Source organism: Bacillus sp. NPDC093026, from assembly GCF_044754665.1.
Classification (GTDB): Bacteria; Bacillota; Bacilli; order Bacillales; family Bacillaceae; genus Bacillus; species Bacillus maqinnsis.
Genome location: NZ_JBIVPN010000008.1, coordinates 106,808 through 130,061 on the forward strand (window position 1 = coordinate 106,808; position 23,254 = coordinate 130,061).

Annotated in this window: 16 protein-coding genes and 1 pseudogene; 15 read left to right on the forward strand and 2 right to left on the reverse strand. The window is 35.4% G+C overall.

Annotation, left to right across the window (positions count from 1 at the left end; all coding sequences use genetic code 11):
- Positions 1–1,431, forward strand: coding sequence for an Asp-tRNA(Asn)/Glu-tRNA(Gln) amidotransferase subunit GatB (gatB, locus tag ACIQCE_RS14765; RefSeq protein WP_400495665.1), 1,431 nt, complete (start codon positions 1–3; stop codon positions 1,429–1,431).
- Positions 1,432–1,599: 168 nt separating this feature from the next.
- Here gatB and ACIQCE_RS14770 read toward each other — a convergent pair whose 3' ends face one another.
- Positions 1,600–2,445, reverse strand: a complete 846-nt coding sequence (locus ACIQCE_RS14770) for a TetR/AcrR family transcriptional regulator (RefSeq protein ID WP_400495667.1) — start codon at positions 2,443–2,445, stop codon at positions 1,600–1,602.
- 130 nt (positions 2,446–2,575) lie between these two features.
- Between ACIQCE_RS14770 and ACIQCE_RS14775 the strand changes: the two genes are divergently transcribed.
- Positions 2,576–5,800, forward strand: a complete 3,225-nt coding sequence (locus ACIQCE_RS14775) for an efflux RND transporter permease subunit (RefSeq protein WP_400495669.1) — start codon at positions 2,576–2,578, stop codon at positions 5,798–5,800.
- A 32-nt stretch (positions 5,801–5,832) separates the two neighbouring features.
- Here the strand turns inward: ACIQCE_RS14775 and ACIQCE_RS14780 are convergent.
- Positions 5,833–6,764 (reverse strand): annotated as a pseudogene (locus ACIQCE_RS14780) (nucleoside hydrolase).
- Between the two features lie 180 nt (positions 6,765–6,944).
- Here ACIQCE_RS14780 and ACIQCE_RS14785 point away from each other — a divergent pair.
- The 13 genes from ACIQCE_RS14785 (at position 6,945) to ACIQCE_RS14845 (ending at position 23,169) form a co-directional block, all read left to right on the forward strand.
- Entirely contained in the window at positions 6,945–7,853 is a 909-nt protein-coding gene (locus ACIQCE_RS14785; protein WP_353856472.1) for a diacylglycerol kinase, read from the forward strand.
- Positions 7,854–7,914: 61 nt separating this feature from the next.
- Positions 7,915–9,300: a 23S rRNA (uracil(1939)-C(5))-methyltransferase RlmD gene (rlmD, locus tag ACIQCE_RS14790; RefSeq protein WP_400495670.1), complete on the forward strand. Its 1,386-nt coding sequence runs from the start codon at positions 7,915–7,917 to the stop codon at positions 9,298–9,300.
- A gap of 586 nt (positions 9,301–9,886) precedes the next feature.
- Positions 9,887–10,177: a TniQ family protein gene (locus tag ACIQCE_RS14795; protein ID WP_400495697.1), complete on the forward strand. Its 291-nt coding sequence runs from the start codon at positions 9,887–9,889 to the stop codon at positions 10,175–10,177.
- Between the two features lie 168 nt (positions 10,178–10,345).
- Positions 10,346–10,474, forward strand: coding sequence for an RAxF-45 family protein (locus ACIQCE_RS14800; RefSeq protein WP_400495672.1), 129 nt, complete (start codon positions 10,346–10,348; stop codon positions 10,472–10,474).
- Between the two features lie 183 nt (positions 10,475–10,657).
- A complete protein-coding gene (gene abc-f, locus ACIQCE_RS14805; protein WP_400495674.1) occupies positions 10,658–12,535 on the forward strand; it encodes a ribosomal protection-like ABC-F family protein in 1,878 nt (625 codons plus the stop codon).
- Positions 12,536–12,553: 18 nt separating this feature from the next.
- The gene (locus ACIQCE_RS14810; RefSeq protein WP_400495676.1) at positions 12,554–13,012 is read left to right on the forward strand and encodes an ASCH domain-containing protein; all 459 of its coding nucleotides are present in this window, start codon (positions 12,554–12,556) and stop codon (positions 13,010–13,012) included.
- Between the two features lie 1,273 nt (positions 13,013–14,285).
- Positions 14,286–14,978, forward strand: a complete 693-nt coding sequence (locus ACIQCE_RS14815; RefSeq protein ID WP_400495678.1) for a cupin-like domain-containing protein — start codon at positions 14,286–14,288, stop codon at positions 14,976–14,978.
- Between the two features lie 310 nt (positions 14,979–15,288).
- Entirely contained in the window at positions 15,289–16,197 is a 909-nt protein-coding gene (locus tag ACIQCE_RS14820) for a HesA/MoeB/ThiF family protein (RefSeq protein WP_400495679.1), read from the forward strand.
- A gap of 3 nt (positions 16,198–16,200) precedes the next feature.
- Positions 16,201–17,499 (forward strand): periplasmic substrate-binding domain-containing protein, encoded by a 1,299-nt coding sequence (locus ACIQCE_RS14825; protein ID WP_400495681.1) that lies wholly within the window; start codon positions 16,201–16,203, stop codon positions 17,497–17,499.
- A gap of 2 nt (positions 17,500–17,501) precedes the next feature.
- Positions 17,502–19,193 (forward strand): gluzincin family metallopeptidase, encoded by a 1,692-nt coding sequence (locus tag ACIQCE_RS14830; protein ID WP_400495683.1) that lies wholly within the window; start codon positions 17,502–17,504, stop codon positions 19,191–19,193.
- Positions 19,193–20,416: an MFS transporter gene (locus tag ACIQCE_RS14835; protein WP_400495686.1), complete on the forward strand. Its 1,224-nt coding sequence runs from the start codon at positions 19,193–19,195 to the stop codon at positions 20,414–20,416. Before ACIQCE_RS14830 ends, ACIQCE_RS14835 begins: the two co-directional genes overlap by 1 nt.
- 244 nt (positions 20,417–20,660) lie before the next feature.
- Positions 20,661–20,786 carry a hypothetical protein gene (locus tag ACIQCE_RS14840; protein WP_400495688.1) on the forward strand — a complete coding sequence of 42 codons (126 nt, stop codon included), beginning with the start codon at positions 20,661–20,663 and terminating at the stop codon, positions 20,784–20,786.
- 1,663 nt (positions 20,787–22,449) lie between these two features.
- Positions 22,450–23,169 carry a DUF5986 family protein gene (locus ACIQCE_RS14845; RefSeq protein WP_400495689.1) on the forward strand — a complete coding sequence of 240 codons (720 nt, stop codon included), beginning with the start codon at positions 22,450–22,452 and terminating at the stop codon, positions 23,167–23,169.
- Positions 23,170–23,254: the final 85 nt, after the last annotated feature.

The following is a 23,254-nucleotide window of genomic DNA, read 5'->3' on the forward strand; positions in this document are numbered from 1 at the left end:
ATGAACTTTGAAACAGTAATTGGACTTGAAGTCCACGTAGAGCTAAAAACACAATCAAAAATCTTCTCAAGCTCGCCGACACCTTTTGGTGCAGCTGCCAATACACAAACAAGTGTCATTGATCTTGGTTATCCTGGCGTGTTACCAGTCTTAAACAAAGAAGCTGTGAACTTTGCGATGAAGGCGGCTATGGCGCTTAACTGTGAGATTGCAACAGAGACAAAATTTGACCGTAAAAACTATTTCTATCCTGATAATCCAAAGGCATATCAAATTTCACAATTTGATAAGCCAATTGGTGAAAATGGCTGGATTGAAATTGAAGTAGATGGCAAAAGAAAACGAATCGGTATTACACGCCTTCATCTAGAAGAAGATGCGGGGAAACTGACGCATACAGGCGACGGCTATTCGCTCGTTGACTTTAACCGCCAAGGCACACCGCTTGTCGAAATCGTTTCTGAGCCAGATATCCGCACGCCAAAAGAAGCGTATGCTTACTTAGAAAAGCTAAAGTCTATTATTCAATATACAGGCGTATCTGACTGTAAAATGGAAGAAGGGTCACTTCGCTGTGATGCCAATATTTCTCTTCGTCCAATCGGTCAAGAGAAGTTTGGAACAAAAACAGAACTGAAGAACTTGAATTCATTCGCTTTCGTGCAAAAGGGTCTTGAGTACGAAGAAAAGCGTCAAGAGCAAGTATTGCTATCTGGTGGCATTATTCAGCAGGAAACAAGACGCTATGATGAAGCGTCTAAAAAGACGATTTTAATGCGTGTCAAAGAAGGTTCTGATGACTATCGCTACTTCCCAGAACCAGATTTAGTTGAGCTGTACATTGATGATGAATGGAAAGAGCGCGTAAGAGCATCAATCCCAGAGCTTCCAGATGAACGTCGCAAACGTTATATTGAAGAACTTGGATTGCCTGCTTACGATGCGATGGTGCTTACGTTGACGAAAGAAATGTCTGATTTCTTTGAAGCGACCATTTCAGAAGGTGCAGAAGCAAAACAAGCGTCTAACTGGCTTATGGGTGAAGTATCTGCATATCTCAACTCTGCTCAAAAGGAGCTGGACGATACGAAGCTTACGCCGAAAGGACTTGCGGGCATGATCAAACTCATTGAAAAAGGAACCATTTCCTCTAAGATTGCCAAAAAGGTATTCAAAGAGTTAATTGAAAATGGGGGAGACGCAGAAAAAATCGTCAAAGAAAAAGGACTCGTCCAAATTTCTGACGAAGGGGCATTGCTCAAGCTTGTCACAGAAGCGCTCGATAAGAACCCGCAATCAATCGAAGATTTCAAAAACGGAAAAGACCGTGCAATTGGTTTCTTAGTTGGACAGATCATGAAAGCATCGAAGGGACAAGCGAACCCGCCAATGGTCAACAAAATCCTTCTAGAAGAAATCAAAAAACGCTAACTATCAAAAACCGCCTCATGAGAGAAGAGGCGGTTTTTTGATAGCGAAAAAAGGCAGGGTCTTATCATAATTCAGACCCCCGCCGTATATCAATTCCAAGATTCTTTCCTTATAATGAAGCATAAGTTTAAGCATAACCGAAGGGGGAAAGGTGAACGAAAGCGCAAATCATTGGAGGAAAAGTTTCAATTGTTCCGCTACTCTAAGGACAGTAGGGTCCTCACTCATTTTTAAATTAGACAGCATCCCTTGGATGACAGGTTTTCGAGGTTCGTCTTTGGCTAATTCTTCTTCAATCACCTCGATGGAAACGATTGTATCATCAGAAAGCATATGCTCATGCTTTAACAGGCGAAGTTCTTCTTGGATGGAAGAGGCATTAGGTGCTTCATCCTCCCAAATATTTTGACTTAAAATGGGCGGAGGGGTAGAACGCAACAATCCTTGAACCAAGTCATCAAATCGATCTAGTATAAAGGCAGAGAGCTCGTCAAATGATAAGTGTATCTCATCTTGCAGAAGCAGCACTTGCACATATGATTGAATCATCCCCTGCATCATGACTGACAGGTCAGTTATATATGGTTCAATATTCTGTCCATAAGTCGTTAAAATAGAAATTTGCATTTCATCATTCAATTGCTTTTTCACAGTTTTAGAGTACTTTTTAATCTGCTGATTTTCCGGAATAATGTTCTCGCTGAGGATCAAAATGATAAAATCCTTATTCTCTGCAAAATGTTGAAATTGTTTAGCAATTTGTTTCTGAAAAATTTCTCTAGGCGGCAGATGCTGATACTCTTTGCGAACATTCTCCATCCCTTGCATTGAAGTATCTATATAATATTCAAACGCACGATTAAAAAGCTGTTCCTTTGATTTAAAGTGCAAATAAAATGCGCCTTTAGAAATGCCGCACTCATCCGCAATTTCCTGAATGGTCGTAGAAGAAAAACCCTTTTTCGCAAACAACTGGATGCTTGCTTTAATGATTTTTTCTTTTTTTTCGTTCATGACATTAGGTCCCTTCAGCTTTAGAATGTTACGTCAACACAAGTCAAATGGTTGACGGCATTGTAGATCACCGTTTATTATGATATAGAATGACCAGTCAGTCAATACGTAAAGAAAAATGGAGGACATAATGAATTCGATCATCAATTTTGTATTAAAGAATAAGTTCGCTGTATGGCTCATGACGATTATCGTAACAGTTGCTGGTCTTTATGCCGGATTGAATATGAAACAAGAATCAATCCCAAATATCAACACTCCAGTCATTACGATTTCTACAACGTATCCTGGCGCGACGCCGGATGAAGTATCAGATAAGGTGACCGATCCAATTGAGAAGTCCATTCAAAACCTCAATGGGGTAAAAGTCGTCACATCCAATTCTTTTGAGAACGCATCGTCCATTCAAATCGAATACGATTACAACAAAGACATGGATGAAGCAAAAAGGGAAATTGAAGATGTTATTAGCAATATTGATTTCCCAGAAAATGCGGAAAAACCAAAAATCGCACGCTTTAGTATCAATGCGGTTCCGATTTTAGCACTTAGTGTATCTGGAAATAAAGAATCATTAGAAGACCTAACGAAAAAAGTCGAAGAAGACCTTGTTCCTTCACTTGAAGGACTAAACGGCGTATCTTCCGTTGAAGCTTCAGGACAGCAAATCAAAGAAGTAGAATTTTCATTTAAACAACAGAAACTAAAAGAGTACGGTTTAGATGAAGAAACTGTCCAAAACATAATCAAAGGCTCTGATGTAAATGTACCATTAGGTTTATACACATTTGGCAATAAACAAAAATCAGTGGTTGTCGATGGCAATATTTTAAGCGTCAAAGATTTAAAGAACATGCGTATCCCTGTGACATCAAGTGCAAGTGGCGGTGCTGGAAGCACTGGAGCTAGTGCATCTTCTAACGCTTCAGGAATTGCAGGCGCACAAGGAGCAGAGCAGCAGACAGGCAGTGCAAGTCAGCAACAAGCGGCAGCTCAGCAACAAACAGGTGCGGGTTCGGCAAACAGTCAATCTGTAAAACTGCCGACGATTAAGCTTTCTGAAATTGCAGATATAAAAGTTGTGAAGGAAGCAGAGTCGATTTCAAGAACAAATGGAAAAGACAGTATCGGACTGCAAATTGTCAAAAGCTCTGATGCCAACACAGTGAGTGTAGCAGAAGCGATCACAAAAGAACTTGAAAAATTTAAGAAGGAAAACAAAGGAATCAAGATAAGCACAACATATGATCAAGCAGAACCGATTAAAGAGTCAGTCAGCACAATGCTGAACAAGGCCATCATCGGGGCCATCTTTGCGATCATGATCATCCTATTGTTCCTTCGAGATATCAAATCAACGTTAATATCGGTCATCTCCATTCCGTTATCACTGTTGATCGCTCTCTTAATTTTGAATCAGCTAGATATCACACTGAACATCATGACACTTGGTGCAATGACAGTCGCAATTGGGCGTGTAGTCGATGACTCCATTGTTGTCATAGAAAATATATATCGACGGATGTCATTAAAGGATGAACCATTAAAAGGCAAAGCACTCGTTAGAGAAGCGACAAAAGAAATGTTTATCCCGATCATGTCTTCGACGATTGTTACAATTGCGGTATTCTTACCGTTAGCATTTGTGGGCGGAATGATTGGTGAACTGTTTATCCCGTTTGCATTAACCATTGTATTTGCTTTACTCGCATCACTGCTTGTAGCGATTACAATTGTACCAATGATGGCGCACAGTTTGTTTAAAAAGAACCTATATGGCAAAGCAACAAAGGTGAAAGAACATAAGCCAAGTAAGCTTGCTGGCGGCTATAGACGTGTACTGAATTGGACACTTAATCACAAATGGATCACATCAGGAATTGCGATTCTCATGTTAGTTGGAAGTTTATTCTTAGCACCACTTGTAGGAGTCAGCTTCTTACCGCAGGAAGCGGAAAAGACAGCAATGGTGACATACACACCTGAACCTGGACAAACACGAGAACAAGCATTAGATGAAACAAAAAAAGCAGAAGAATACTTGATGAAACGTAATCATGTGAACACAGTTCAATACTCACTAGGTTCTTCAAATGCATTAACACAAAGTGTAGGTGGCAACACAAATGGTGCACTATTCTTCGTAAAATATGATGATGACACACCGAATTTTGATAAGGAAAAAGATAAAGTTGTGAAAGCTTTGCAAGACAAAGCGTCTCAAGGTGAATGGAAGTCACAAGACTTCTCATCTACTGGTGCAAGCAATACGGTAACGTACTATGTGTATGGTGACAAAGTAAGTGATATTGAAGGCACAGTGAAAGATGTAGAGAAAATCTTAAAAGATCAGAAAAACCTGAAAAACGTCAGCACAAGCTTATCTGACAAATATGACGAATATACATTTAATGCAGATCAAGAAAAACTGGCTGAGCTAGGATTAACTGCTTCACAAATTGCTCAGACCATTGCACCTCAAAATAGTGAAACGACGTTAACGAAAGTCACAGAGGACGGTAAAGAAATTGATGTGAAGCTTCAAACGGAAAAAGATGAATATAAGAGCAAAAAAGATCTGGAGAATAAAAAAATCACAACGCCAACAGGGCAGGAAGTCCGCATTGGTGATGTCGTGGATGTCAAAGATGGGACAACAGCGAATACTGTGACAAAGCGTGATGGGAAAATCTATGCAGAAGTATCTGGAGACATGACAACAGATAACGTATCAAGCGTGACACAGGAAGTACAAAAGAAAGTCGACAAGCTTGATCTCAAATCTGGCGTGACGATTGACACAGGCGGAGTAAGTGCGGATATTCAAGAATCCTTTACTCAGCTTGGTCTTGCAATGCTTGCAGCCATTGCGATTGTCTATCTTGTCCTCGTCATTACATTTGGCGGAGGCCTTGCACCATTTGCAATCCTCTTCTCGCTTCCATTTACGATTATCGGCGCACTCGTTGGATTGTTTGTTGCGAAAGAAACCATCAGCTTAAACGCAATGATTGGATTGCTCATGCTGATCGGAATCGTTGTAACAAATGCGATTGTCTTGATTGACCGAGTAATTCATAAGGAAAAAGAAGGACTTTCGACAAGAGAAGCTTTACTTGAAGCAGGTACCATCAGATTACGTCCAATCTTAATGACCGCACTCGCAACAATCGGTGCACTTCTGCCACTAGCATTAGGCTTTGAAGGCGGAAGCCAAATCGTATCAAAAGGACTTGGCGTCGCAGTCATTGGCGGATTAACAAGTTCTACACTCTTAACATTGGTCATCGTACCAATCGTATACGAAATTCTAAGCAAGTTTAGACGTAAAAGGAAGTACGTAGAAGAAGAGTAAGATGAAGCCCCGCTAATTGGTGGGGCTTTTTTTCATGTGGTAATGCGACAAACAGCTTTTCTCATGAACTTCTCAAAGGCTTGGAAGAAAGTATCACGATTAACATGGTCAATGACATGAATCAGTTTTCCATCTAGATGCTCTTCGATACGCCCTTGTTTTGGCGTTTCAGTGTAAACAATCGCACTTATTTCTTTTGAACGGGTAATCGCTGAGGAATCAAGGGGAATTGTCGTCAGTATATTCCATAAGTAATAGGTCGAGTTGGTCTCATCATGAATAAGCGGCGGGCAAAAGGCAATAAAATCAATCCCGATATGGGACAAAGGGAAGCCCAGTGCTGGCGCACATCAAGTGTGAGTGGGACTTGATTGATGCTTTCAAGCGCAACCATTTCAATCGGAAAATGCTCCTGAAAGACAGTGCTGACGGCATAAGGATCCCAAAAGGCATTCCACTCTGCTGTTCCGTCATACTCAGGCTCTTCTACATTGCACTTTTCAAGAAATGTACCGCCCATCCACACCAAATTCTTAATTATGCTTGAGATGGAAGGATCTTCATCTATGGCGCGCACAAGGTCTGTGAACGGACCTGTAAAGAGGAGTGTGACAGGTTCTGTTGCTTTATTGACAGATTCAACGAGATGAAGGTGTGCCGGAAATTTAGATACTTTTGTATCAACCGAACCCTTTTCATTTAAAATTGGAAGTGCATCTACATTCGTACGCCACTCCTTTGGAAATGAATTAACACCTCTGGAGTGAGAAGCTGCAACTTCAATGTCATAAGACCCAAAACGATCCGTGATTTTCTGAGATGCACGAAGTGCAGGTTCTAAACAACAATCAGCAGGTATAACAAACATTCCAATACCTTCAATACGCTCTATTTGAAGAACAAGAAACAAGGCGGCAAGGTCTTCGACACCGCCGTCATGATTGAAATAAACAGGCTTTTTTATTGCATACCATCCTTTGTAGCGTTTTTTTATCTTATCAGAATGCATTCTTTTTAAGGAGGAGTATCATAAGAGATTTCAAATATTAGGCGGCAGTTCTGTTGCCATTTTCAAAACTCATAGTATAATTAAAGGTTGTTAGTGTTGAAAATAGATTGCATAATGAATATAGGATGATGATGAATGAAACGTGCTCGAATTATATACAATCCGACATCTGGGCGAGAAATATTCAAAAAGAATTTACCGCAGGTTTTGCAAAAATTTGAACAAGCCGGTTATGAAACATCTTGTCATGCGACAACGTGTGAAGGAGATGCGACACAAGCAGCAGAAAAAGCTGCACAAAGAGAATTTGATTTAATTGTAGCAGCAGGTGGAGACGGCACGATCAATGAAGTCGTCAATGGGTTAGCACCGCTTGAAAAAAGACCGAAATTGGGAATCATTCCAGTCGGAACGACAAATGACTTTGCAAGAGCACTTGGGATTCCAAGAGAAGATGTTTTAAAAGCGACAGATGCGATCATTGACGGTGTTGCAAAGCCGCTTGATATTGGTAAAGTCAACGGACATTATTTTATTAATATTGCGGGCGGCGGGCGGTTGACAGAGCTGACCTATGAGGTGCCAAGTAAGCTGAAGACGATGCTTGGGCAGCTTGCTTATTATTTGAAAGGGATGGAGATGCTTCCGTCGATCCGTCCGACAGAAGTCGAAATTGAATATGACGGCAAGTTATTTCATGGAGAAATCATGCTGTTTCTTGTTTCACTAACAAACTCAGTAGGAGGCTTTGAAAAGCTAGCGCCTGACTCCATTTTAGATGATGGCATGTTTGACCTGATTATTTTGAAAAAGGTGAATTTAGCCGAAGCCATTAGAGTGATAAGCCTTGCATTACGAGGCGAACATATTCATGATAACAATGTCATCTACACAAAAGCGAATCGCGTCAAAGTAGATGTAAAAGATAAAATGCAACTCAATTTAGATGGTGAATACGGCGGCATGCTGCCAGGTGAATTTGAAAACCTGTATCGCCATATTGAATTTATTGTGCCAAAAGCAACAGCTGAAAAAATAGGGTAGAGATTGAACTTGGTTCCTTGAGGCGACCAAGTTTTTCTTTGCAAATGAGGTGATAAAATTGGTGAAAATGAAACCACCTGTTCAAAAAAATGAATACTACAATGTAACCTTCGATGACTTAACACACGAAGGTGCAGGAGTAGCGAAGATTGAGGGATTTCCCATCTTTGTGCCGAATGCCCTTCCAGACGAACAAGGAAACATCAAAGTAACTCGTGTCAAAAAAGGATTTGCTTTTGGACGGCTCATGGAGCTGACAAAGGAAAGTCAGTACAGGCAAGATGCGCCATGTCCCATTTACAAGCAATGCGGCGGCTGCCAAATTCAGCATATGAGCTATGAAGGTCAGTTGTTATTTAAACAAAAACAAGTGAAGGACGTATTAGAGCGGATCGGAAAGCTTGATATGAGCCGTGTAAAATTTCATCCTGTACTCGGCATGAACGACCCATGGAATTATCGAAACAAAGCACAAGTTCCAGTTGGGGAACGAGAAGGCGGACTCGTTGCAGGATTTTATCAGCAGCGTACCCATGAAATCATTGATATGGAAAAATGTCTCATCCAGCAATCAGAAAATGATGAAGTCGTACAGGCGGTCAAAGAAATATGCAATGCGTTCGGCATAAAAGCATACAACGAAGAACGACATAAAGGCTGGCTTCGTCATGTGATGGTTCGCTACGGCATCGCAACAGGTGAAATGATGGTGGTCTTTGTGACAAGAACGGCTGATTTTCCTAATAAGCAGCAGGTGATTGAGCAGATTATAGCACGCTTCCCACACGTTCGGTCAATTGTGCAAAATGTGAATTCTAAGAAAACAAATGTCATTTTTGGAGACGAAACGACCGTTTTATGGGGGGCAGAATACATTTATGACACCATTGGCGACATCAAATTCGCTATTTCAGCTCGCTCATTTTATCAAGTCAACCCAGCCCAAACAAAGGTGCTTTATGACAAAGCACTTGAATATGCAGAGCTGCAAGGTGAAGAAACCGTTATCGACGCATACTGTGGAATCGGTACGATTTCCTTATTTCTTGCACAGAAAGCAGGCAAAGTGTACGGCGTTGAAATCGTGCCGGAAGCAATTGAAGATGCAAAACGAAACGCTGCGTTAAACGGGATCAACAACGTCGAATTCGCTGTCGGCGAAGCAGAAATCGTCATCCCAAACTGGTACAAAGAAGGCATCAAAGCAGACACCTTCGTCGTCGATCCACCAAGAAAAGGCTGTGACGAAGCGCTGCTTAACACCATTTTAAAAATGAAACCAAACCGCGTTGTTTATGTGTCCTGTAACCCAGGAACGCTTGCTCGTGATTTGCGTATTCTTGAAGAGGGTGGGTATGTGACGGAGGAAGTACAGCCTGTGGATATGTTTCCGCATACGAATCACGTGGAGTGTATCTTGCAACTCATTTTAAAAGAAGGCAACTAACCCTTTCGGGTGTTGCCTTTTACGTGTCTTGCAAAGGATTGACGAAGTTGTAATGGATATGAACATCACCATCTTTACTAGAAGTGATCTTCTCAATTAAAGAATGCAGGATTTGAGGAGGTAATTCCTTCAGGGCTAAGACATCCTTAAGTTTATTACCAATCTGGATTGTATAATTTTCAATGTCGCATTCCTGCATATCTTCTTTAAGTTGACTTTTCTTTAATTGTAGAGAATTGATTTTGCTATCGGTTAATTCACGATAATCAACTAGTTCATCTTTTGTAATGACATTTTCCGTATACAGATTGACGTAATCGAGTTTCTTGTTTTTTAATGCTTCAATTTCAGAAGGTGTTACCTCGAGTGCTCTGAGAATGTGTTGTTTCTTTTTGTTTAATTTATCTAATAACGTATTCTTTAGGGGATATCTTACTAGAAGTAGTGACTTTGGAGGTAATCGCTACTATGAAGGAGCTAAAATATTAAATGGATATATGGAAAATGCCCATGAAGCGGTAACTGTGATGGAAAAATTAACATGTAGAAGCATCTACACGAACTAACATTACTACACTGGAGAGGTATTTTCCCATTAAGAGGGTTAATAAAATCTTTATTAACATGGTGCTCTTGTTGTATAAATGAATGGATAGAAAATGGGAAGTCAGTTTATTACCCACTTATTTGGTATTTAAAGAGTATTAATACATGTCACATTCATTCATATTATTTGACCAATACTTGTCCGTCTTGTCAGAAAGAGCAAGATATTCTTCGAAGGCAATCACTAGTTGGAATTTGTCAGTATTGCTTTCAACGATTAGACGAGGATTTCAATTCAGCATTTGTTAATCAGGAAAATCAAGACTGGTAAAGATTTCTGATTCGAAATATCTCTTCATGAATAGTCCATGAGAAAGAAATATACTCGAATAAGAATTTTGGGTTGGTTAAACATCTTAACCTGATTAATGTTGATGTTGAATAAAACTTCTCCAAATGGTAATATATAGATGATTCTAATGAAACGGAGGTGGGTTAGATGTTGAATCAAGCTGTTTTAGTGCACGAATTTTGGGTTGAATTCCTTTATTTATACCGTGCAAAATTTGCTGCTTCAGTTGTTAACGGGATACGTGTGTCCTTTTTTAGCAATTCAATAGCAAACTAAAACAGTGAAAAACATCTCTTAACCCACATGGTAGAAGGACGTTTATAGGAGAGCATTTTCATGCTTTCCTTTTTTTAATGGAATAGAACGTGAATCAATTGACTTTGGTGTTCTATTAAAGCTTAGCCATGGGAAGATATGTCTTCTCATGGCTTTTTTGTATCTTTTAAAGGAGGAATAAAAGTGATTATATGTAGCGTTAATAAAGTTGCTAAGATGTATGGAGGAAACTCTATTTTTGAAGATATATCCTTTGAAATAAAAGAAAAAGAACGGGTTGGCCTAGTTGGTCGAAATGGTAGCGGAAAAACGACCTTAATTCGTTTGCTAGCTGGTGAGGAGACACCAGATGCAGGACAAATACATTGGAAAAAAGGGGCTGCGATTGGTTATCTTACACAAATCCCAGATCACTATAATTCCACATCAACAAAGGATGTATTAAGGTCCGCCTTCTCCCCTTTACTTCAAATGGAAGAAACGATGAAAAAGCTAGAGATTGAAATGGCCATGGAGACGAACACAAATAAACTTCAAGATCTCATCGTTGAATACGGGAATTTACAAGACCAGTATGCAAATAATGGTGGTTATGAAATAGAATCTAATATTAAAAAAATAGTTCACGGTTTAAATATTCACCTCTTAATTGATCAGCCCTTCTCCCGATTAAGTGGAGGAGAAAAGACAAAGGTTGGGCTAGGTCTGATGCTATTAAAACAACCAGACCTGTTATTATTGGATGAACCAACGAACCATTTAGATTTAATGGCAGTCGAATGGCTTGGGAACTTTTTAAGAGAATATAGTGGGACAGTCCTTGTTATTTCACATGATCGTTATTTTCTTGATGAAATAGTCAACAAGGTGATTGATTTGGAAGACGGAGAATTAACTTCTTACCGTACCAATTTTACAGGGTTTGTAAAAGAAAAAGAAGAAAAGCTTCTAAGGGAATTTCAAGCCTATGAGGAACAGCAAAAGAAAATAAAAAAGATGAAGGAAGCGATTAAACGGTTAAGAGATTGGGCAAACAGAGCTAACCCACCAAATGCCGATCTTCATAGACGAGCAAGGAACATGGAAAGAGCGTTAGAGAGAATGGAAAAGTTAAATCGGCCGATTTTAAATCGCAAGAAAATGAAGCTAGAGATGGAGGCTTCGGACCGAAGTGGAAATGATGTTATTATGCTTAAAGATGTCTCGAAATGTTTCGGCGACAAGTTGTTATTCGAGGGTGTAAATATGCATATTACTTACCAAAACCGAACTGCCATAATAGGAGAAAACGGAACAGGAAAATCAACATTACTTAAATTAATTCTCCAACAACTTTATCCAGACAAAGGCGAGGTACGGATAGGCAGCAATGTTAAAATAGGATACCTATCTCAAAGTATTTTCTCTTCTATGGAAGACGAAACAGTTATAGAGGCGTTTAGAGATGTAGTGAAAGTAACAGAAGGGGAAGCAAGACATATTTTAGCGAGATTTATGTTTTATGGATACACGGTTTTCCAGAAAGTTACCGAGCTTAGCGGGGGAGAAAGGATGCGACTAAGGTTGGCCCAATTAATGTACCAAGACATCAATTTGTTGATTTTAGATGAACCAACGAATCATTTAGATATTGAATCAAGAGAAGTGTTGGAGGAAGCCCTCGAGGATTTTAAAGGTAGTTTATTAACTGTTTCCCATGACCGGTATTTTCTTAACAAGTTATTTAATAAGATTTATTGGATTGAAGCAAAGAAAATCCATTGCTTTGAGGGTAACTATACCTGGGCCAAGGAAAAAGTGACTAAACTTAGAGAAGATGCAGTTCAGTTAAGAATGAATAAAAAGAAAGAAATTCCCTCACAACAAAAGAAGACTATAGAAAATAAGCGTAGAGACAATGAAAACATAGAAAGGGATTTAGTTATATTGGAGGAAAGAATTGCAGAGTTGGACAAAAAGGTATTGGAAGTTGAGGATTTGGAGTTATTACAACAGTTATATAAGAAAAAAGAAGACCTACAGCAAGAATGGGAAGAGCTTTGTGATCAGCTTGAAAATTAAAAGGAAAGTAGGTTTAATATGAAAAATGAATCCATTAATCAAATGTGGGAGCACTACCAAAAAATAAATCCAAATGCTCCAAAAGATTATGTTGCATGGGCATTTGGAAATTCAAAAGAAATGGCTGACGAACTTGCAAAGTTAGTGTTAGAAGGAACGAAAACAGCGACAGCATCAAGTTACCAGTTATATGAATTGAAAAAAGAGGAATTACCATATGTCGGTCTTCTTAATATTATTCTTGATGGAAAGCGAATCGCAGTTGCAATAGCAGAGACTACATCAGTAGAAATCGTTCTTTTCGATGAAGTTACAGCAGAACATGCATATTTGGAGGGTGAGGGTGACCGCACATTGATGTATTGGCGTGAAGTTCACGAGGATTTTTTTAAAAAAGAATTTGAAGGGACTAATCAAGAGTTCCATAATAAAATACCAGTTGTATGTGAACGATTTCTAATACTATATAAGAAATAAATTATATTGTTATTTTCAACAATAACATCTATTATACTGAGCGTTATTATTGTTATATTTTTAAGTGAAATAAAGTCATCTACATCTATGTAAACAACTTTATTTTAACTACGTCCTAATATGAAGACGGGGTTATGCGTGTTTTGGTATCAATATTTAATTACCTTATTGTCACTAAACATAAGCAATAAAGATACAGTGTGAAGGATTGCACTTGCACCACTAACGCTCATCTACAGTACCCAGCTCGAAAATGGTGAAAGAATACACCTTTTATCGTCGATTGCACGTAGTTCTAGATACACGTTTTAAGGGCATAACACAAGCCCACTGTGAATAAATTTGAATGGTCCTATCTATCACACCTACCGGGCTTACGCTTACTGTCATGGAAGTTTGGTTAGGAAGAAGAAACTTCTACACTAAACTTCCAGGTTATTTCTTTCTCCAGTTCGTCAAGTTTATTTTTTTTAACTTTGAATACATTGAATATTATAAAAAAATAATGTAATGTTTTCACATATATAGAACAAACAGGTCTTTTTGTATAATTACATACGTTAAATTTCGGCAGAAAAACCTTCTGTAGATATGGTAAGCGTTAATTGAAGTAGAATCACACTTATACCGGATCATTTGTTGTGCCTTACAACATTACTGGTTATAGATTTACCAACAAGAGGATTTCTTTTGGATCTGTTGTAAGGGCAGTTCTAACTGTTGTTGAAGTAACGTCAAGTTATATATAGTATCAGTTCATAAAGGTTAATAGAAAGCAACTCTTATCTGTTTTTACATGTGTAACCACAGGTAAGCGTTTAAAGACTTAACTTGGAGCTACTCTGGGTACCTGGGTACAATTTATCTTGAAAGGGCGAAGCCAAAGTTTCATCGGGCAAAGAGGGTTTTACTCACCTCTTTAAGTAAAGTCCTATGTTTGTTAACGATAAAACTTATTTACTGACATTAAAGCTAAGAGATTCTCCTTAGTCTCAACTCCAAGTAGCCTCTTTTATCTTATCTAAATACTTATCAATATACCCTCAGTTGTCTAGTGTGAAGAATGTCCGACTGTATGCTGCACCACGTCAATTGAATTCTTTATTGGATAAAACTATAGGTCATACAGAAGTGTCTTGCTCAGTGAGGAGGAAAGGTAGTAAAATTACCAACCTTTAAATCATCTTTCAGTAAGATTTTAAAAAATGTGGAAAAAATTCATAATTTGATTTATTATGATTAAATAGAAAAGATTACATAAGGAGAGGTCGAAATGAAGATAGAAAGAATTAAAAGTAGTGAATTATCAAATGAAAGATTCGTAGAAGAGTATTATGATAAAAAGCCTGTAATAATATTAGGTGAAATGGAAAAATGGAATATAAGTGGAACTACTTTAAGTACCTTTGAAAAGAAATATGGAGAGCGAGTAGTACCTGTAAGAGGATCTAATATTAATGATTTTAAAGATTTTATGGAAGTCAATGTATCTCATTATATAGAGAACATGAAAAATAATCCTGATCAATGGTATTGTGATTTTCCTACCGATTATGAAGAGTTACCAGAAATACAAAACGAATTTATAGTTCCTACATATTTTACAGAGGGTACCACATCATATAAAGATGGCAATCTATATCAATGGGTTTATCTTGGTGGAGAAGGTACAGGGACTCCTCTACATACAGACGTTCACAATTCCCATGCATGGAATGGTTTAATTTTTGGAGAGAAGGAATGGGTTGTATTTCCGAGAAGTTCAGAAATTGAACAATATGAAGGAAAGTTAAATTTATTTGAAAAGAAAAATAGTGAGTTATTAGAAGAATATGATCATGCACATTTTTATCAAAAAAGTAATGAAATAGTTTACATACCAAGTGGTTTCTGGCATCAAGTGAAAAATAGTAAAGATTCCTTATGTATAACGGGTAATTTCTGGGACTTAAATACTGAAAATTAAAACAAATCAGTTTACATTATTGACAGAAAGTTTCTATTATTGTTAAAATAAAGTAGTGTAATATAAAGAGGGGAGTTGAACAGTAATGAAAGTATCTAAAAAGTCTTCTAGAGAATTAGTTCACCGCTCATAAGCTTCCAAGGGAGCATTGAGTTATCAAAAATGCATAAAGAGGGGAGTTGAACAGTAATGAAAGTATCTAAAAAGTCTTCTAGAGAATTAGTTCACCGCTCATAAGCTTTTAGGCTAGTAGGAGCATGGCTAGCCATGCTCCTTTTTATTTTTTATCTTTTATTTTCGGGAGGATGTAATGAAACTTAAAGATGGGGTTTTGGTCAGATATGTAGAAGATTGTTGTGTGTTAAACAAAGGCACAATGGAATATACAATAATAGATCCAGATAAATATTACTACAAAATTATGTCCAAAGGTTTTTTTGACAAAGATACACCTGATGAAATAATGAATTTTTTAAAAGAGAATGGTTTGGTTTGCAATGAATATAATCAAGATGATGTTGACGGCTATTTAGAGAGAAATTTATATTATTTTGAAGCAATATCTGAAGACAGTAATATTAATCCAATTAGAACTCAACAAGATTTATCACAAAAAAAAATAGTGATTATTGGTGGGGGAGGAATTGGTACAGTAGTTATTGATAATCTCCAAAGAATAGGGATTAAAAAGTTTTATTTGATAGACTTTGATGTAGTAGAACATAGTAACTTGAATAGACAAATTTTGTTCAATGAGAATGATGTCGGAAAAAATAAAGTACATGCTATATCAGAAAAAGTAATAAATTCAGTAATTGTTGATGGTGAGAATATCAAAATTCAAGAGCGAAAAGATTTAGAAATTCAAGAATTATATGATGCTGACTTTGTAGTAAATTGTGCAGATACACCTTCTAATATAAATGAAATAGTAGGTTCTTTCTGCTTCGATAATAGGATTCCCTTTATTTCAGGTAGAGTGGGTATAGAAACAGGTGAGTGGGGACCTGTATATGACAAGAGTAATCCTTTTTCTCACCAAAATATATACGGTTTCAAAGGCAAAATTAAAGGTTCTATCTCACCTACAAATAGTATAATAGGTTGTTTTATTGCAAACGAAGTTATGCTTTATCTTACCAACTTAATAAAAGATTATTCTTTTTATAAGAGAAAAACTATTAACTTTAAGAATTTAAGTATTACGGTAGGTGATTAAATAGTGATTGTTTATGTAGATGACGAACCAAAAACCTCAATTCCCTTTTTAGCAGAGGATTATTCATCCTGTTTGCTTTGTTCTTGTTTATATGAGCCGTTGTTTATTAAAAAAAGCCTTAATTTTGAGGAAAATTTGGTAATAGATGAAACAGTCGATAAAGAGATAAAGTTCACTTTTAAAGATTTTTATTGGTCAGATGGCCAAAAAGTTAAACCTGTTGAATTAAAAAACACCTTGCTTTATATAATAAAAAATAAATTACCTAAATCCCATTACTTAGATTTTATAGTAGGAGTTAAAGAGTATCTAGATGGTGATACAACAAGTTTAACCAATATAAAAATTTCTTCAGACGATAATAGCATATATATGACTTCATTATTAGATGGTGATCAATATAAATATGTATTTTCTACTATATATTTTTCCCCGATAAGGTTTGAGAAGTACGAACCCAATATGTTACTCTCATATGGTCCTTTCCAATTAAATCAAGTTAAAGACCTTACAAGCTTGGATTATAATCCATATTATCACAATCCGATTAAAGAGCCATTAGAAATCGTAAAAAATAAGAATCCTAAAGAAAATATTGAACACTTTTTTGATGGGAAGTGTGACTTAACTTCTACTACAGTTTTTAGAAGTTCAGATATAAATTTCTTTTCAAAATCATTGTTTTTTCGAAAAAAAGAATCTAATTTGATACTCCAACTAGAGTTGAGTGAAGGCTTTTTAAAGTACAAAAATAACATTTTGGAAAAATTGAATAATTTCATTAATAACAGTTGTGATTTGAAAAATGATATTAAATTAAAACTTGAATATCAAAAATCTCCTGCAATTTTAGAAGAGATAAAAGATTGTAGTATACTCTACTCAGATTATTATCCTAATAATAATATTGCTCAATATATAATAGATATACTTAAATATGAAAGTGTAGAGGTACAAATAAGTTTGGGGGATTTAGACTATTTTATAAATCAATATTCTAATTCTACTAATTATGATATATACATAAATGTATTCTCACCTGTAACCCAAAGTGACTTGGATCGGTTTATTTCTCATATAAATTATATTAGAGAAGATAAATTAGATAACTATTTATTGTTATTAAATCAATGGATACAAGGTGATATTGAAAAATATAATATAGATAGGTTAATTTCTCATTACTCAAGAAGACTGACTATAGGAAATATAAATCATTATTATTTTCAAAGTTCTAAACTCAATGGCTTTTTTATTGATGGTAATGATAATTTTATTTTTAAATATGTAGAGGTGTTGTAATTTTGGAATCCAGAGAGTTTCTAAGGGACTTATACAATAGTATAAATGATTGGTTAGGTAGTTATAAAAATTTAGAATTTGAAATCAGGAATTTAAAACTAAGTGAAGTGAACCTAAAAAAATCGTTGTTGCAATTAGAAAAAATATATATTGAACTGGATTCCTTGCATACATATGCGATAATCGAGTATGAATTAGAGGTTAATAATAAAGATAAAAGAGAGCATTTACGAAAAGTAGAATTTTTGTATGATGAGATTTCTAGAAAAACTTATGATTTTAATAATTTTATAGAAAATAACTTGGAACAAGTGATCAACTACGTTCGCAATGAGAAAGAGTTAAATAAGTTTTATTTATATTATAAAAGTATATTCTCTAAACAAAATAAGAGTGCAAATGAATTAGAGTCTTTGTATAATAATTTGGACTTAAGAAATTACTATGATTACCTATTTTACGATGATCCACTCCTATGTACTTTTAATCATAATGATAAAGTCTACAATGTTTATGCAGATGACTTTTTAAGCAAATTAAATTGCAGTGACAGAGAAGTTAGAAGAAAAACATATGTTAACACATTGGAAAAACTTTCCTCTGTGAAGACGCACGCTGCATTCACTATAAATATAGATTATCAATTGAAAAATAAAATAGCACATACTAATGGGTTTAAAAATCATTTTGAGATGTTATTACAAAAATCTCTTTTTAATATTGACACAAATACTTTTATTGACGAGTCAGAAAGTATAAAAAGATTATTTAAAAGAACCATTGATATAAGAAGACAGCTCTTAGGTTATGACTATATTTCCTATTATGATATTTATTATTTAGGAGATGCCAAAAGTAATATTTCATATGAAGACGCAAAAATCATATTGAAAAATGCTTTTTCTATTTATGGAGAGGATTATTCAAAAATTCTAAATCAAATATTTGATGACAATTGGATTCACTATGAAAATTCTAGAAATAAAAGATTAGGTGCTAGGTCATACACTTCCTACAATAGCCATCCGTACATATTAATGAACTGGGAAAATGATTTAGAAAGTCTGTTTGCGCTTGCTCATGAAATTGGAGGAGCAATAGCACAATATTTATCACAACAGAGCAAATCTATACTTTATTCGGAAACGTCTGAATTAAAAACTGAATTCGTATCATTTCTAAATGAAATTACATTAATGCAACACTTGTCATCTAATGATTACGCATGTATAGAAAAGGGTGAATTAAATTTCAAGTTATTAGAAATCTTGAAAGATGATTATCTCGTTCCTTTTGAATACTTAACACTATTAAATACTTTATCGTCAAATGCAAATGATTATGTATTAGATGAGATTAATATTAGTAGTTTATATACTGATGTAATTACATCTTACAGAAGGTTCGAAAAGTTTCGTGATTTAGAAATTAATAAATTTAACTGGATTAAAGGGCATGAGGGGTTGTTAGTGGAATATAACCTACACTATATAGAAGCATTTATACTTGCTTCGAGCTACTCGTTTAAAAACTTTGATAAAGTATTGAGTTTGCTTAAATGTGGGGAAACTATAAGTGATTTAGAATTTTTCGAAAACATATTTGATAATGATTTGCAATTTAATGTGCTTAACACAAAGACTTTGGAGAAAATTGATAATTCACTCAACAATTTAGTAAAGGTGATTACGTAATGTCAAATTTTAACTTAATGGATACAACTTTAAAAGTTAGACTAATATCTAACTTTTTTCAGCAACTTATCACTACAGCATTTATCCCATTTATAGCGTTATACTTAAATGATATGATGGGCACTAAATTTGCAGGAATATTTCTGGTTACTTTGGTTTTAATCAATATGCCTTTGGGGATTATTGGAGGTTATATTATTGATGTTTTTTCTAGAAAAAAAACTGTGATTATTTATCAATTCATTATGACTACTTCTCTATTTTTTATGGGATTATCCCTAACAAGTCAATTTGAAAATATATTTATTTTTTGTTTGAGTTATATAATATTCAGTATTATATGGGGATTGCAATTTCCTGCGATGGACGCTATTATAATGGATGCTATAACACCAAAAGTAGAAAATTTTGTTTTTAAATTTGATTATTGGCTTGAAAACACTGCAATAGCATTAGGAATGTTTTTAGGGGGAGTTTTCTACCATACAAACAAGTCTGCTTTAATATTTTTGTCGTCACTAATCTTTTTTTTCGTTTTATTGTCTCTTTGGAAATGGTTTCCAAACTTAATTAGTGTTAATAAAACAAATAAAGAAATTTATAAATTTTCAAGTATTATTAAAAGTTACAAACAAGTTTTTAAAGATAAACGTTATGTTCTACTAATAGTCGCTTTTAGTTTACTAGTGACTGCAGAGCTTTCTACCTCATCGTATGTTGCGCTGAGATTGCAAGAAGATTTTAACTCCTTAAGTTTTATGAACTTTACTATTGATGGAGTAAGAATGTTTTCTCTAGTTATGATTACCAATACAATCATTGTTGTTTCAATGTCATTTCTTATATTAAAAGTCTTTTCAAAGTTTAGTAATAAGGCTAGCTTAATAATCGGACTAACTCTTTATCTCATTGGTTATACAAATATCACGCATTTAAATTCTTTTTATTTATTGATTTTTGCTATGGCTATAGCTGCAATAGGAGAAATTATCTATTCTCCTATCGTTCAAGAACAAAAATATAAACTTATTCCCCAAGACAAAAGAGGATCATATTCAGCTATCGGAAATGTAGGTTTCAATTTGTCAGAGTTACTTGCACGCTTGGGAATTATTCTCGGTACCTTCTTATCTGTTTTTGGTATGACAGTATATATGCTCTTGATTCTGCTTATAGGTTCTATAGGATTATATTTAGCAATTCACTTCAAAAGGACGATTTAACTATTTTTAATTGTATTTTAAAGTGAAATTTCACCAATAGCTTTCTTGTGTAATCTTTAAGTTCATTTACTTTATATTTTATTCTATGCATCTTCGGCTGGAAGAACCGGGCATATGGATTGGTGATATTCGCCATCCGTTTGCCTTTTTTTATTGCTCGGCGAAATATAAATAGGGTGTCAACCAGTTACAGCAAGGAACCTGGTCTCATGTCACATGATTCATTTTTGAAGGAGGTGAATCTATGGAAAAAGCAATCGAATCAGATCCAATTGTTCTTAAGGCAAGCACTATTGCAGAGATCTGGGTGTCGGAGTCTGCAGCTTACAAATTAATGCGTGAAAAGGGCTTCCCGCTGTGGCTCAGCTGATTACGACACGCTTTGTATATTGCACTGTTTTTTGATATTAGAAGCTCTCGTTCGAAGTTGGATATCAAATACGATAAAAATAAAAACCGACAAGAAAATACACACTAAGAAAAACCCTCCAAAGGCTCATGTTATAAATGATTCGATAAATTTTTCTTTCGAGATCAGTCATGCTCTCACCTCGAAAACATTTTATCAGAATGTTTTCGAGGTGTCTAAAAGTGATGTATAATTAAAATATACGGTTTACCCGCGGAAACGGGATTTAAAAAAATTCGTATATTTCAATGATTAACTTCTTCTTATATTACTCACACCTTGGCCGCCCAAAAGGACGGCTTTTTTTGACCACTGACCACAAAATTGACCACATTTGATCTAAAAGTTTGCGAACGTTTGCGAACGTATATTCTCCTACATACCGGTTGCGAAAGTCGAAAAATATTGACGAGGAAGATGTTTAATACGAATCATGTGGAGGCTATAGCGTTGATACAACGTCAAACTATATAGAAATCCTTAGTTTCAAGCACTTTTACAAGCATTTTGTATTTGTCGGAAAAGGTGAAAAAACTAGAAATAAGGTACTGAAAGATCATATTACTGTTTCAGTGGTAATTGATCTGGGGTGTGGGAACACAATAGGATAATAAGTCTAACTTAAATAGATGCAAAATTTTTAGGCGTTCAATTAAAATGAGCGTCTTTTCTTTATGTCTAAAAAATGAAAAGTAGAGGTGAAATATAATCGAACTAACATTAGGAAGTCTGTTTGACGGAATTGGTGTATTTCCATTAGCAGCCTCTCGTTACGGAATAACGCCAACATGGGCAAATGAAGTAGAGAAAGCGCCCAGTCGAATATCTGCTCAAAAAACAAGGAGGAAAATACCCGTCGTCCGTCCCTTTCAAGAAAGACGCATGCGAAGTACAGCAAAAGATAAAAACAAATTCATTGGAAGTTTTGGACCGAAAAATGACCCTTTCCTTACTTTGTTAGCTGGTGCAATCAATATCTATTCTTTTTGGTATGAAGGCAAGGAAAAAGAGGGGGTTATCCGACAACTCACCCCATTGGAATGTGAATGATTAATTGGATTACCAGAGAAATGGAAATGTTTAGGAGGTGAAGGTGAAGCAATTAGTGATTATGTAAGATACAAAGCGCTTGGAAATGCAATTGCCGTACCATGTGCAGAATATATCATGGCTGATATTGCAGAAGTTTTAATAGATAAATAAACTAACGTGCGACTAAATCAAGGGGGAGGTGATTCTTTGGAAGGAAATGAAGCAAAAATGATGGATTGGATTGACGATCATTTTGTTTTGAATGACATAGAGATTGAAGAATTTCCGTTTTCATTTCAAGAAGCGTAAAGAGTGTGATATTGAATGAATATTTATCGTTCTCCACCTTAATTGATAAATGAAATTAGGTCATTCAAAACTTTGAACTACTTTGATTGAGTCTAAAAGACAATACTATTTATTTTATTAGTTATGAAGATAAATATTTCTATTGTATGCGTTTTACTTAAGTGGTAATACGGGACGTATTAAGGTTAATTCTATTAATAGTAAGTTTTAAGCGGAAAAGTATTGCGAAACGTCAACTGTAATGATATGATACTTCTAAACTACATAGTTAGGAGTGTCTCTAATGACTATCGCTACCGATATGGAACAAATTGTTATAGAAGGTATTTTACATGCAATGTCGATTACTGGCAAAGATGTTGTAGATGATTTTGAAGAAGCAATTTCAAAAAGCAATAAGAATGGATTACATGCTAGTGTATGGGCAAGAAGAAGTGATGACTTGGAAGCTCAATTTAGCAAGTTCGATGAAATCGAAGTTTTTCATATTAAAAGGACGAGTCTTTGGCAAATTGATCCTGTTTTCGATCGTAGTAATGGAGTCTTATATCTATTATTTTCCGAAATTAATTTGTCCCAAGTCAGAAATAAATATATAAAGAAAGGAAAAAGATCCCATTATTCTGTTAGTTTTTTACTAAAAAACATAGGATTACTGCCAATGGATAATGAACAATTAGAGCTTGTTCCGATTGCTAATGAGGAGAGAGAAGAACTAAATCTCAAAAGACAAAAAGATATTGAAAAAATGATTGGAAAAGATGCTACGAATATAAAAAAGGTGAAAATGGTAAGCGTTACTTACCACGAAGATGAAGCAATTGCAGCATTATTACAAGAATATACTTCTGATTTTTTACTGTCTAGTGAGAGGGATATTTCTGACTTATTGGATACTCAATATTTTGGCGATAACATTATGAGTGATAATGCAAGTGATTCTGTTGAGTCAACACAGTCACTAGTAACATTAAAAGATATAAATAAAACTATAGATGATTAAGTAATTAGAGAGAGTGGTATACAATGACAATATCTTTCAATGGAGATAGATTGAAGGAAGCGCGTCGTTTTAGGCAAATGTCTAT